Here is a 13,494-nt window from a genome sequence, read left to right as displayed (position 1 = left end):
TATATGAGAGGCGTTGCCATAACCGGGATGGGAATTATTTCTGCTATTGGTAGGAATCTGGAACAAACCCATTCGGCTCTTAAAAATGGGAATGACGGAATTTCTTTACCTGAAATTCTTAAGACCAACCATACCAATTTACCGGTAGGCGAGATCAAATTATCAAATTCTGAATTATCTGCTACTCTGGAATTACCAGAAAGTCATTCTTATACTCGAGCATCTCTACTTGCTGTTTTTGCGATAAAGGAGCTACTTAAAAATTCCGGCTTTGATCATTTTCCTGAAAACACCGGTTTTATTTCGGGAACCAGTGTTGGCGGTATAGATAAAACAGAACAACATTTCAACGATTACCAGGACGGTCCTGAATATCGAAAATATATCCAGGCCCAACATCCGGGTTTTACTACTGAAAAAATAGCAGAATATTTTGGGCTGAAGGGGATGGTCACAACCATAAGTACAGCATGCTCGTCTTCTGCTAATGCCATAATGATGGGAGCTCAGTTAATTGAATCTGGTAAATTAAAGCGAGTGATTGTTGGAGGAAGTGATTGCCTTACAAAATTTACCTTGAACGGATTCAATTCTCTAAAGATCCTTTCTCAAAACAAGAATCGTCCATTTGATAATGATCGTGACGGGCTTAATCTTGGAGAAGCTGCTGGGTATTTATTGCTTGAAGCTGATGAATACACAAAGGAAAAGAAGATCTTAGGTCGTGTGATAGGTTATGGGAATGCAAATGATGCATTTCATCAAACGGCATCTTCGGAAAATGGAGAAGGTGCTTTTAAAGCAATTTCTAAAGCTTTAAAGAAAGCCAATATTTCGATGAGTGAAATAGATTATATCAATGCTCATGGCACCGGTACAAATAATAACGATCTTTCCGAAAGTGTGGCATTAAAAAGAGTTTTTAATGAAACTTTGCCTGAATTCAGTTCGACCAAAGCTTTTACCGGGCATACTCTCGGAGCTGCCGGAGCAGTAGAAGCGATTTTCAGTTTGCTTTCTATCCTGAATGGAGAAATCTATCCGAACCTGAATTTTCATTCAGAAATGAGCGAGACAGGTTTAAAACCAGTAACTAACTTTCAAAATAGAAAAATTAAAACGGTGCTTTCAAATTCCTTTGGATTTGGAGGAAATTGTACCTCTCTAATCTTTCAGAAGGATGAGTAGAATCTATATCAACGGCATATCATCCATTTCTTCTCAGTCTGAAAACATTTTTAAAGGAGAAGAACCTCAGGTTTATAATGAAAATATTTTACCTGCATTAGATCAAGATTATAAGTCTGTCATAAAGCCAATGATGCTCAGGCGGATGTCCAAAGCGGTTAAAATGGGTCTTTTTTGCTCAAAAAAGGTTTTGCAAGAAGCCGGGATTGAAATGCCAGATGTTATCCTAGTCGGGACCGGGCAGGGATGTATGCAGGACACCGAAAAGTTTATGACTAGCATGCTGGATTCAGAAGAAGGTCTGTTGAGTCCAACTTCTTTCATCCAGTCAACCCATAACACTGTTGGTGGACAGATCGCACTGGATTTGAATTGTAAGGGCCACAATATGACTTTTACGCAGAATTCAGTTTCTTTTGAAAGTGCATTAATAGATGCTTTACTTCAGGTAAAGGAAGAAGATGTTCAGAATATTCTGGTGGGTGGCGTAGATGAAACATCCCCTGAATTTACAGGCTTTCAGAAGCTTGACGGTCAGATAAAATCTGAAGATATTAGAAATACTGATCTTTTTAAATCTGAATCTCTTGGAACGATCATTTCAGAAACTGCAGCTTTCTTTTCCTTAGGTACAGAGAGATCTTCAGCTCCGTACGCTGAACTGAAAGATGTGGAGATCATAAATTCGATGGAGGTTTCAGAAATGGAAGCATACGTAACTAAGTTTCTGCAAAAAAATGATCTTTCAGTTTCAGAAATTGATGTGATCATGTTAGGTAAGAATGGAGATATACGCTTCGATAATTATTATGAAGAATTGCAAAAAGGTATATTTTCTGGGAAATTGCAAGTTGGATTTAAACATCTTGTAGGAGAAAATAATGCTGTTTCATCTTATGCATTCTGGCTGGCTTCAAAGATTCTGAAAGAAAAAAATATTCCTGAAATATTTAAATTGAATACTTTAAATTGCGATAATCCCAGAAATATCCTGATCTACAATCAGTATCTGGGAAAAAATCACGGATTAATTCTTTTACAAAGCCTTTGATCTTTAAACTGATTAAAATCTCTTTTGCAATTGCTGTACTCGCAGCGATCCTGCTTTTCTATTTTCAATTATGGCCTTTCTGGCCAGTTCTTTTGATCATATTGGTTTACGCTATTTTGATTCTTATTCTTTCTACGAATGTTCAGCTTAATTTTTTTGTAAAAGCTTATAATAAAAACCCTGATTTTTCTCAGAATGTGATTTCTCTAAGCTTTGATGACGGGCCAGATGAAAACACTTTGAAAATTCTTGATATATTAGATCAGTATGATGCAAAAGCAGTTTTCTTTTGTATTGGCAGAAAGATCAAAGAACATCCTGAAATATTTAAAGAGGTTATAAATAGAGGTCATATCGTAGGTAACCATACTTTTTCACACACTCGAAAAATGGGTTTCCTCGGAAGCCGTACGATTCTTAATGAGATCAAAAAATGCGATGAGATCGCTGATGAAATAGGAGAAGTGAAAATGAATTTATTTCGGCCGCCTTTTGGGATCATAAACCCTAAAACTCAACGAGCATTGAGCAAGACAGGACATAAGGTGATTGGCTGGAATATCAGACCCTATGACGCCATCACTAAATCTCCAGAAAAGATTTTGCAGAGAATCACAAAAAAGATTAATAGGGGAGACGTGATACTTTTACACGATAATATGCCTAATACGGCGCCTATATTGGAACAGTTATTGGTTATTTTAAAGCAACGAAAAATCGGCATTGTTAGAGCCGATAAATTATTTGATATTCATGCGTATAATTAAACTTTGCATATTCCTTTTCAGCATTAACATGCTGGCTCAGAATGGTACTTTAAATAATTCCGAAAAGCAGGCTTTTAAGGCCAGTGTCATCCAAAAATCGAACGATATTAATAGTTTCTCTGCTGAATTTTCTCAGAAGAAACACATGAAAACCATGGATGGTAGTCCCGAAAGTGAAGGCAAGGTGTATTATAAATCTCCAAATACATTAAAATGGGAATATACAAGCCCTTATGATTATCAGCTGCTTTTTAAGGATTCAAAATTATTTATTGTAGAAGAAGGCCAACTTTCAGAAGTCGATCTTACTTCCAATAAGCTTTTTGATAAAATGGGAGAGCTGGTAGCCGGAAGCGTGAACGGCAAGATCCTGATGGCCGATAAGGATTTCGATATAACTTATCATCATGCCGGTGAAAATGTGAAAGCACTTATTATTCCCAAAGATGATAGTCTTCGAGGTATGTTCAAGGAAATCTGGATCAATTTTAATCCGGAGCTTCTTATTAGATCTGTGAGACTTATAGATCCATCTGGAGATTATACCGAGATCTCAATGAAGAATATCAAAATTAATCAGCCGATTCCTTCTTCAGTTTTTCAAAACTAAACTATCTTGCTCTTTCTAAATTTTATTTATGATTTTGGAAGGTTTTTATGAGGTATCAAATACCGCGCTGGCGGGGGATGATGCTATTACTACTTTAAAGGTAAATAAGGATCACGATATTTACAGAGGCCATTTTCCGGGCAGACCCGTTACGCCAGGTGTTGTTCTCATGCAACTTTTCAAAGAAGATGCTGAAAGGATCTTCGATAAAAAACTTCAACTGGTTAGAGCCGATAACGTAAAATTTACCGCTGTTTTTGATCCTACTCAGGATAATGAACTTATTCTTGAATCAAATCTTACCGAAACAGGTGAATTCATAAAACTTAGGGGAGTGGCGAAGAATAAGAACGGTATCGTTTTAAAGATCAGCTCCCTATTTAAAGCCTGCTAATTCTTTGTTCTTGTTATGTTTCTCGCTGAATAAATAATACTTTTGCAGTAAATGATTTCAGAGTGAAAAAAGAGCCGGTTTTTCAAAGAAGATTTGAAGATCTTAAATGTTGCGTGATTGTACCTACCTACAATAATGCGCATTCTCTTGATAGTTTTTTAGCCGATCTGAAATTGTATACGAATCACATTATCATTATTAATGATGGTTCAACCGACGCGACTGCTGAAATTCTTGAGCAGCATCCTAAATTTCATCATAAACTTCATGCTGAAAACAAAGGAAAAGGGATGGCTCTAAAAACTGGTTTTCGCTATGCCGATGAATTAGGATATGATTATGCCATTACCATAGATTCTGACGGTCAACATTATCCAGATGATCTTGATGTTTTTCTCACAGAATTGGAATCGAAGAAAGAGGAGGATGCTGAATTATTACTGGTTGGTGACCGAAATATGGGGCGTGATGGTATTCCAGGAAAAAGCAGTAAAGGTAACCGCTTTTCAAATTTCTGGTTTCTCGTTGTTACGGGAATAGAGCTTTATGATACCCAAAGTGGATACAGACTTTACCCGGTAAAACTGATCAATTCTCTTAAACTAATCACCTGGAAATTCGAACTGGAAATTGAGGTATTGGTAAAAGCAGCCTGGAAAAAAGCAGAAGTCAGGAATATTCCTATTAAAGTGCTTTACCAGGAAGGGGAAAGAGTTACTCATTTCAGGCCTTTCTGGGATATAGTAAGAATTGTTTTGCTTTATATGTGGTTCGTGTTGGTAAGTTTCTTTTACATCCATCCAAGAAATAAATACCAGGATTTTAAGAATAAAGGTTTCAAAAGATTCTGGAGAGAAGATATTATTAAAAGTCAGGAACCACCACATAAAAAGGCAGCTGCTATTGCTTTAGGTATTTTCGTTGGTATCTCACCATTCTGGGGAATCCATACTTTACTGGTTTTTACGCTGGCCGCTGTTTTTAGATTAAATAAGGTTATAGCCTTCTTATTCTCCAATATAAGCATACCGCCTTTAATACCTTTTATAATTTACGCCAGCTATCAGGCTGGATCATTGATCACAGGAAAGGGTTTCGATTGGGATCTTAAACTTCATAAATTCGATTCTGGTACCGATGTTTTTATGGGCCTATGGCAATACATTATGGGAAGTTTCGCCCTGGCGATTGTCATGGCAATTAGTCTTTGGATTGTATTTTATTTTTTATTTTCGGTCTTTAACCAAAAGCAGGTGGTCAAACCTTAATGCACAAAGCTTTCTACAATATTTTCAGTTATCTGAAAAACCATAAGATCATCGGTTTTTCCATACTGCTTGCGTATACCATTTTCATTTCATTTTTTGCCTGGAATATCAATCTTGAGGAGGATATTACAAAGCTTATTCCATCTGGGGAAAAGCAGCAATTGCTAAAGAAGATCTTGAAGGAAACTGATTTTTCAGATAAGCTCATAGTTAGTATTTCTGCGGAATCTGAAGAAGTAAACCCCGATTCTCTCGTGCTTTATGCGAATGAATTTACTGATATTCTTGAAGAAGATTATGCAGATTATATCCTTGAGATTAAAGGGAAAGTTCCAGAAAAAGACATCAAGCAGATCTATAATTTCGTTTATGGAAATCTCCCCATTTTTCTGGATGAATCAGATTATTCAGAAATTGAAAACAGACTTTACCGTGATAGTATTAATGATCGTATAGCCTCCGGATACAGACAATTGATGTCACCAACAGGCTTTGTTACCAAGGATTACTTTTTGAGTGACCCTTTGAATTTTACTAATCTGGGGCTTGCTAAACTTCAGGAATTACAAGTAGGCGATAATTTTAGTATTTATAAGAACTACCTGGTTACGAAGGATAAGAAAAATATCATTCTATTCCTGGATCCCAAATTTCCTGCTTCTGAAACTAATCAGAACCAGATATTTATAGATTCACTTCAAATTACTGTTGACGGATTGAACCAAAGTTATTCAACTGTAAAGGCTAGTTACTTTGGAGGTGTTTTGTATTCTTTGGCCAATGCAAATCGAATCAAAAGTGATATTCAGCTTACTATGGGAATCGCAATAAGTCTGTTATTACTTTTACTGATATTTTTTTACCGTAAGATTTACGTTCCGTTATTATTATTCCTTCCCAGCATGCTGGCCGGAGTGTCAGCGATCGCAGTGCTTAGCATTTTCAAAGAAAGTGTTTCAGCGATTTCTTTAGGAATTGGTGCTATTCTTTTGGGTGTCACCCTGGATTATGCGTTGCATATTTTAACGCATTTCAGAAATAACCGGAATGTAAAGCATTTGTATCGCGATATTACCAAGCCTGTTTTGATGAGCAGTATCACAACGGCCATTGCTTTTTTGTGTCTTATCTTTGTGCAAAGCGAGGCTCTTAACGATCTTGGGATTTTTGCTGCAATAAGTGTTTTATTATCCTCAGTTTTTGCCCTCACTTTAATTCCTGTTTTTTATAATCCGGGAACTGAAAAAGCTGAGAAGAGTACTTTTCTGGATAAAATTGCTTCTGTTGATTATTCCAAGCTTAGACCTTTGGTAATTGGGGTGGTCGCTGTGTTTATCGTGTCGATATTCTTTTTCAATAAGGTTGAATTCAATAATGACCTTTCTAAATTGAATTATAAGCCTTCTGAAATAAAAAAGCTGGAAAAAGAGCTTGAAGCCCTTGCCGGTAGATCGGGCAAAAGTGTTTATATGGTTGCATACGGAAACACTGTAGATGAGGCCTTACAACAGAATTCTAAGTTGTATCAGCGCCTTCAGGTATACGAAAATGATGGTCTCATTAAGAATTTCAGTAGTATTGGCGGAGTGATCCATTCTACGACTACTCAGGCAGAAAAGATCGAAAACTGGGACTCTTTTTGGTTAGAATCAAGAAAGGATAGCACAAAGGCAGACCTGATAAGTGTCTCTTCGGAATATGGTTTTAGGCCTGAAACTTTCGATAAATTCTACGATCAACTAAACACAGATTTCAAAACTATCGGACTCAACGATTATAAAAACGCTGGTTCATTATACCTCGACGATTTTATTTCTGATGGAGAAGAACTCGCTACCGTTACTAGCACTGTTAGCTTGGAGGAGGAGAAATCTGACGAATTCATATCGAATTTCGAGGATGAAACTGGGGTGTTCGCTTTAGATCGAAAAGCTATGAACCAGAGTTTCCTGGGAAATCTAAGAGCAGATTTTAATAAACTGATCATGATCTCTGTCCTGGCGGTTTTTATCGTTTTATTGATTTCTTATCGAAACCTGGAAATTAGCCTTTTCACTCTATTGCCAATTGCTATAACCTGGATCTGTGCGTTGGGAATCATGGCAATGCTGGATATTGAATTCAATATTCTGAATATTATCATCTCAACGTTCATTTTTGGATTAGGCCTGGACTACAGTATTTTTATTACCAATGCCTGTCTGAACGAATATGAAACCGGAAATTATGAATTGAAAACTTACCAGACCTCGATTCTAATTTCAGTGATCACAACTTTATTAGGAATGGGAGCTTTAATATTTGCTCAGCATCCGGCTTTGAGATCTGTTTCGGTCGTTTCAATAATCGGAGTTATAACTGCGGTTGCTGTGAGTTTTGTTATTCAGAGAGCGATTTTCAGGAAATTGATATTGAATAGAACTAATAGCGGTAAGGCGCCGTTATATTTGAGAAAACTTGGGGATTATAAAGGAAGGATTAGTCAGAGTGAAAGTGAAAAACTATATCGTAAAAGAGCCGTTATGGATAATTTTCGATATAAATCATCTTATTCTTTGGTGAAAAAAAGATTTAGAATTGTAAGGGAGAAAAATCTAAGAATAAGCAGGTATATTGAGGATGGGGAAAGTATTACGGTGATCAATTCAGGTTACGGAATTATTCCTCTATTCTTATCTTATAAATTTGAAACTTCTAAGATCCATGCTTTTGAATCTGATATGGATTCTATGAATATCGCTAAAAGCACTGGTAGAAGCAGGACTTCAGAAATCAAGTTCTATAATGAACTGGAAAATCTTCCGGAAACCAAAGTTTATGTGATCCATGGAAATTTCGAACAGGAAAAAATGCTAAAAGACATTATCCAGAGAAAAGCAGAGAAGGTGATCTTTATAGATTCTGATTTCCCGAACAGGTGGCTGCTTGATCTTAATTTCGAGATTATTTACCGTCAAAATAATATAATGGTCTTTAGAAAAGCTGAATAGATGAATAATAGGTTTCTTCTAATATTATTTCTTTTTGCCAGCCTGGCTTCTTGCGGCGTAAAAAAAGCCATGCAACAAAGGCCAGATATTTCAGGAATCGAAAAGATCGATACTACGCGATTTCAACATAGCGAGACCTTTTATAGCCTTGGTAAAAATAAGCTTTATCAAAATAAGCAGGGTATCTGGGAACTTTATTTAGAAGGTGATGCTCTGGAGCGAGGGGTCGCTAACGGAAATCTTACCAGAGAGCTTATCCATCATCAGGAAATCGCTTTTATGAATAAGCTTCAGGAAATGGTGCCTTCAGAAAATTATCGTGGGTTTTTGAAATCTGTCGTTTCCTGGTTCAATAGAAAAATGTATTTGCATGTCCCTGAAGAGTATAAACAGGAGATTTACGGTGTTTCTCGCTATGGCTTAGAGCGTTATGATGAATTTGCTCCAGGATACGTTAGGATGCTTTATTTTCACGGAGCTCATGATATTGGGCATGCCTTACAAGATCTAATGCTCGTTGGCTGTACATCCTTTGCTGCATGGGATTCGAAAACCGAAGATGGAGAATTGCTTCTTGGGCGAAATTTTGATTTTTATGCCGGAGACGAATTTGGGGAACAGAAGATTGCCGCCTTTGTAAATCCGGATTCCGGAAATAAATTCATGATGTATACCTGGGGCGGAATGATAGGTGCGGTAAGCGGAATGAATGAAAAAGGGATCACTGTCACGATTAATGCCGGAAAATCGAAAATGCCATTTATGGCTAAAACTCCAATTAGTTTACTGGCTCGTGAAATTCTGCAATATGCATCTACTACAACTGAAGCTATAGAAATCGCTAGAAAACGAGAGGTTTTTGTTTCTGAATCTATTATGGTTGGAAGCGGTGATGAAAAGAAAGCAATTCTTATAGAGGTTTCACCAGCAAATTTTGGGGTTTATGAAGTTGAAAATTCAGATCAGCTGATTTGTAGCAATCATTTCCAAAGTGAGCCGTACCTTGATGATAAAAGAAATTTAAAGGCGATTGAAGAAAGCCATTCTAAATATCGCTATGATAGAATGTCAGAACTGGTTTCTGAAACAGAAAAGCTTGATCCAGAAAAAGCAGTTTCTATTCTTAGAAATACAGAAGGGATAAAAGAGGACAAAATTGGTTATGGCAATGAAAAGGCGATAAATCAGTTGCTTGCACATCACGGTATTATATTTAAACCTGAAAAACGAAAGGTATGGGTTTCTTCAAATCCCTACCAAATGGGCGAATTTGTTGCCTACGATCTGGATGAAGTCTTTAAAAAGTTTGAAAATGGACTGGTTTCAAATTCGGTCGCAGATGACGAATTGAATATTCCGGAAAGTGAATTTCTTCAGACAGACTCTTTCAGGAAGTATGAAGAATTCAGAAAATTGGAGATTGAAGTAAATGAACAGTTTTCTAAAGAAGAAATCGTTGAAAAAGAAAAAGCAGAAAGGCTGGTTCAATTAAATCCAGATTTCTGGGAAGCATGGTTTCTCGCCGGGAAGATTTTTTATCAACATGAGGATTATAAGAATGCGATCATTCATTTCAAACAGGCCAGGAGGAGAGAGGTAACCACCGTTCCAGATCTGGAGTTATTAAATAAAATGATCAAAAAAAGCTACCGTAAATTATAATATGAGCGAATTATATTTCCATAATTTCGAATATTTAAAAGCTGCGCAATGGGAATTGCTAAAAAAACAGCTGGAATATAGTGCTGCCAATTCTCTTTATTATCAGCGATTGTTTGAAGAGAAGTCAATATATATTAATGACATAAAATCATTTGAAGACCTTCATCAAATACCCATCACCTCGAAAGAAGACCTGCAAGGTAGTAATGAGGATTTCATAGCAGTTCCAGAAGAAGATATTATTGATTATGTGACTACTTCTGGTACACTTGGTAGTCCGGTGAATTTTGCCCTGAATAATGCCGATCTTGACCGACTAGCTGAAAATGAATTTCGTTCATTTAAGCTGACTGGATTAACAAAAGCAGATAAAGTTCAGATCACTACCACGCTGGATAGAAGGTTTATGGCGGGTTTAGCTTACTTCTTAGGTTTAAGAAAATTAGGCGCAGGAATTATTAGAACGGGTAGTGGTTTGCCACAATTGCAATGGGAAAGTATTGAGAGGTTTAAACCTAATTACCTGGTAGCTGTACCTTCATTCCTAATTAAAATGATCCAGTTTGCTGAAGATAATAATATCGATTTCAGGAACTCCTCAATCAAGGCTGCAATATGTATTGGAGAACCCTTAAGAGATCAGGATTTTGATCTTAATGCACTGGGCAGAAAGATCACTGAGAAATGGGATATTGAACTTTTCTCAACTTACGCTTCAACCGAAATGTCTACGGCATTTACTGAATGTACTGAGCATAAAGGGAATCATGTTTTATCCGATCTTATTTATATAGAAGTTTTAAACGAAAATGGTAAGCAGGTGAAGCCTGGGCAAACCGGGGAATTAGTAGTCACTCCTTTAGGAACCGAGACTATGCCATTATTGCGATTTGCTACAGGTGATATGCTTACTTATTACGAAGGAACCTGTACTTGTGGTAGGAATACCATCAGGTTGAGTCCTGTAATAGGTAGAAAACAACAAAAGATCAAGTTGAAAGGCACTAGTCTTTATCCGCAGCATATCATAGAAGTCCTGAATTCTTATGGCAAGATGGACTCTTTCGTGATCGAAGCTCGATTGGATGATCTTAGGAATGATCAGGTTCAGGTTCTAGTCCCGGATTCATTTACTGAAATTGAAGAATTAAAGGATTATTTCAGGTCTAATCTAAATGTGAGCCTCGATATAAAAAGAATTGGTTTGGATGAATTACGAAAACTTAGGTTTTCTAAAGCAAGCAGGAAACCACAGGTTTTTAGAGATCTTAGATAATTAAACCTTCTTACAGCTTATAATGATCTTCTCATCATAGATGTTTGTGGTAAAGAAAATATATTCACTACCACCATCTTTGATCTTGAACTTTTTTCGAATATTTTCAACTGAATCAGGGAAATTACGAATAGTTATATTCGCTTTTTTATTTTTAAAGTATCGCTTTAATTCTGACGGTTTAAATTGCTTTATTTCAATAATTTTAAAAATTCTTCCAGGAAATTTTTTTAGATCTCTTGATGTGTATAAATGAGAATGCTGATGAAGCTTCTTGGTGTTTGTTTTAACAGCTATAGAATCAAAAAGTCCGCTTTTCATTATAGCAGCATTTGGCTCATATAAATAAGTTTCCGGTAGGCTAAATTCTGTGGGATCATCAGTCAAATAATCATCTCCTGAAAATTCCTGAATTCCATCTTTTTCAAAATTAATGGTTTTGATAAGAGGTTCATCGCTGTAATTCTTCCCTAGTATCCACAACAGTTCTTTCACTTCGTTTCTAACCGCAACTATGTGAACTTCTTTTATGTGTTGTAATTCATTTATTCCCGCAGTAACATCAAGAATAGGAGAGCTTTTCACCATCAAATTACCTGACTTACTAAAAATCAAATCCAGGTTTTCAGGAATATTCGGTTCGCAATCCTCAAATTTAAAAACTTTTCCGCCGGCATCATCTCTTCTAGCCGGATCGGCGTAGGCCCAGTCGAATCTTCTAGTACTTTTCTTCAGTATTTGTAAACCATCACCACTATTCACCGAAATATTCTTCGTCTTAAGCTCTTTAAAATTATGTTCGGCGACTAGTGCTAGGTCACTATTCAGCTCACAATAGGTGAAATCTTTGAAATTCTGAGAAAGGTAATAAGTGTCAATTCCCATTCCGCCGGTTAGATCTATTCCATTATCGCCTTCGACAAGAGATGCCTTATATTTTGCGGTAATTTCAGAAGATGTCTGCTCAAGATTAAGTTTTGGCGGATAGAGGATATTCGGATTCTTATAAAATTCTGGAAATTTCTTCTCTGCAACCTTTAGGCCTTTGATCTGTATTGCGATTTCCTGTATGCTTATTTTGTGAAACGGACTTCCCTTGAGAATAAGCGATGGCAAATCCTTTTTACGATTATCCCTGATGAATTTTGAAACTTCAGGATCAAGGAGTGCCTTATTCAGCATACTATTGATTTTAAAGGTCTCTGGTAAGTCTTTTTACGATCTTATATTCGCTTAGAGTCTCTTTAGCGATAACTTTAAGGGCTGTGTAAAAAGGTACAGCCACAACCATTCCTGTAATTCCGAACATAAGTCCAGCTATTAAAATGATCAGGAAGATCTCCAATGGATGGGATTTCACACTGGCACCGAATATCATTGGCTGAGAGATAAAATTATCAATCAACTGGCAAATACCGTATCCAAGCATTACATAGATCAATCTTGGCAGAATGACGCTGCTAAAGTCGGCACCAAGGAAGCTTGATATTACAAATAATGCCATTAGTATTCCTGCAAGTAATGGTCCCAGATAAGGCACAAGGTTTAGAAATGCGCAGATAAAGGCGATTGCGATGGGATTATTGATCTCGAATACTGATAGCAGAATCGTATATAAAACGAACAAGACTGCGATCTGCATGGTTAAACCAACGAAATATCTTGATAGGAGAACTTTAATTTTGTTGAAAACTCTCTGGAATTTCTGCTCTTCTCCTCGGTTAGCAAAAACCAAGATACTATTCAGCATTAATTTGCTGTCCTTTAAAAAGAAGAAGGAAATGAATAATATAGAAAATACAGCAACCAATGTAGCACCCAGAATACCGAATACATTATTCAGAAATTGTGGTATCAGGCTTACATCAAAGTTTCTAATAAACTCGCTTCTTTTAAGGCCTTCAATGATATTGATCTCTTCAACTCCAAGGTAATTGTTCACCTGCTGGTTCAAGTCGTTCAAATCGCTCTTAAAAGCCTCGATATCTATCTGTCCCAGGTATTTACTCTGCTCAATGATGATTGGAACAAAAACGAATATCACTCCAACAAAAATAGCAAGGACCATCACGAGCACTGTGATTACGGCGATCTGGTTTGGAAAGCGAAGTTTGTTCCGAAGAAAAATCACAATTGGTCTTCCAATAAGTGCGATCACTCCCGCTACCGCTACATAAACGATAACAGATTGTACTTCCCATAAAAAATAGAGCAGAAGTACGATACCAATCATGATACCTGTCGCTCTTAGAATTCCATTTGCAAAATCGTGTGCTTTCACAGCGTAA

The 13,494-nt window shown here is 36.7% G+C and carries 11 protein-coding genes; 9 read left to right on the top strand and 2 right to left on the bottom strand.

Going from position 1 to position 13,494, the window contains the following annotated elements; translation table 11 throughout:
- Window positions 1-3 precede the first annotated feature (3 nt).
- The 9 genes from RE431_RS06755 to flxY all read left to right on the top strand — a co-directional run bounded on the left by RE431_RS06755 (window position 4) and on the right by flxY (window position 11,206).
- Window positions 4-1,188 carry a beta-ketoacyl-[acyl-carrier-protein] synthase family protein gene (locus tag RE431_RS06755; protein WP_309561206.1) on the top strand — a complete coding sequence of 395 codons (1,185 nt, stop codon included), beginning with the start codon at window positions 4-6 and terminating at the stop codon, window positions 1,186-1,188.
- Entirely contained in the window at window positions 1,181-2,239 is a 1,059-nt protein-coding gene (locus tag RE431_RS06750) for a beta-ketoacyl synthase chain length factor (protein ID WP_309561205.1), read from the top strand. Before RE431_RS06755 ends, RE431_RS06750 begins: the two co-directional genes overlap by 8 nt.
- Window positions 2,236-3,006, top strand: coding sequence for a polysaccharide deacetylase family protein (locus tag RE431_RS06745; RefSeq protein ID WP_309561204.1), 771 nt, complete (start codon window positions 2,236-2,238; stop codon window positions 3,004-3,006). Before RE431_RS06750 ends, RE431_RS06745 begins: the two co-directional genes overlap by 4 nt.
- Window positions 2,993-3,616, top strand: coding sequence for a flexirubin biosynthesis/transport protein LolA2 (gene lolA2, locus RE431_RS06740; RefSeq protein ID WP_309561203.1), 624 nt, complete (start codon window positions 2,993-2,995; stop codon window positions 3,614-3,616). Before RE431_RS06745 ends, lolA2 begins: the two co-directional genes overlap by 14 nt.
- A gap of 28 nt (window positions 3,617-3,644) precedes the next feature.
- Complete coding sequence (locus RE431_RS06735; RefSeq protein ID WP_309561202.1) at window positions 3,645-4,010, top strand: ApeI family dehydratase; 366 nt, start codon at window positions 3,645-3,647, stop codon at window positions 4,008-4,010.
- Between the two features lie 62 nt (window positions 4,011-4,072).
- Complete coding sequence (locus RE431_RS06730; protein ID WP_309561201.1) at window positions 4,073-5,278, top strand: DUF2062 domain-containing protein; 1,206 nt, start codon at window positions 4,073-4,075, stop codon at window positions 5,276-5,278.
- The gene (locus tag RE431_RS06725) at window positions 5,278-8,268 is read left to right on the top strand and encodes an MMPL family transporter (protein ID WP_309561200.1); all 2,991 of its coding nucleotides are present in this window, start codon (window positions 5,278-5,280) and stop codon (window positions 8,266-8,268) included. The genes RE431_RS06730 and RE431_RS06725 overlap by 1 nt, the downstream gene beginning before the upstream one ends.
- On the top strand, window positions 8,269-9,930 hold the full coding sequence (locus RE431_RS06720) for a C45 family peptidase (RefSeq protein WP_309561199.1): 1,662 nt from the start codon (window positions 8,269-8,271) through the stop codon (window positions 9,928-9,930).
- A gap of 1 nt (window position 9,931) precedes the next feature.
- Complete coding sequence (gene flxY, locus RE431_RS06715; RefSeq protein WP_309561198.1) at window positions 9,932-11,206, top strand: flexirubin biosynthesis putative acyl-CoA ligase FlxY; 1,275 nt, start codon at window positions 9,932-9,934, stop codon at window positions 11,204-11,206.
- Here flxY and RE431_RS06710 read toward each other — a convergent pair whose 3' ends face one another.
- A complete protein-coding gene (locus tag RE431_RS06710; RefSeq protein WP_309561197.1) occupies window positions 11,207-12,388 on the bottom strand; it encodes a class I SAM-dependent methyltransferase in 1,182 nt (393 codons plus the stop codon).
- A 10-nt stretch (window positions 12,389-12,398) separates the two neighbouring features.
- Window positions 12,399-13,487 carry an AI-2E family transporter gene (locus RE431_RS06705; RefSeq protein ID WP_309561196.1) on the bottom strand — a complete coding sequence of 363 codons (1,089 nt, stop codon included), beginning with the start codon at window positions 13,485-13,487 and terminating at the stop codon, window positions 12,399-12,401.
- Window positions 13,488-13,494 lie beyond the last annotated feature (7 nt).

This window comes from Christiangramia sediminicola (genome assembly GCF_031344135.1).
GTDB lineage: Bacteria > Bacteroidota > Bacteroidia > Flavobacteriales > Flavobacteriaceae > Christiangramia > Christiangramia sediminicola.
This window is presented reverse-complemented; position numbering and strand designations above follow the sequence as displayed.

What these genes read in the sequence shown, in the direction of transcription:
- RE431_RS06710 (WP_309561197.1), bottom strand. Translation starts at nt 12,388, where the DNA reads ATGCTGAATAAGGCACTCCTTGATCCTGAAGTTTCAAAATTCATCAGG.
- RE431_RS06735 (WP_309561202.1), top strand. Translation starts at nt 3,645, where the DNA reads ATGATTTTGGAAGGTTTTTATGAGGTATCAAATACCGCGCTGGCGGGG.
- RE431_RS06750 (WP_309561205.1), top strand. Translation starts at nt 1,181, where the DNA reads ATGAGTAGAATCTATATCAACGGCATATCATCCATTTCTTCTCAGTCT.
- flxY (WP_309561198.1), top strand. Translation starts at nt 9,932, where the DNA reads ATGAGCGAATTATATTTCCATAATTTCGAATATTTAAAAGCTGCGCAA.
- RE431_RS06755 (WP_309561206.1), top strand. Translation starts at nt 4, where the DNA reads ATGAGAGGCGTTGCCATAACCGGGATGGGAATTATTTCTGCTATTGGT.
- RE431_RS06720 (WP_309561199.1), top strand. Translation starts at nt 8,269, where the DNA reads ATGAATAATAGGTTTCTTCTAATATTATTTCTTTTTGCCAGCCTGGCT.
- lolA2 (WP_309561203.1), top strand. Translation starts at nt 2,993, where the DNA reads ATGCGTATAATTAAACTTTGCATATTCCTTTTCAGCATTAACATGCTG.
- RE431_RS06725 (WP_309561200.1), top strand. Translation starts at nt 5,278, where the DNA reads ATGCACAAAGCTTTCTACAATATTTTCAGTTATCTGAAAAACCATAAG.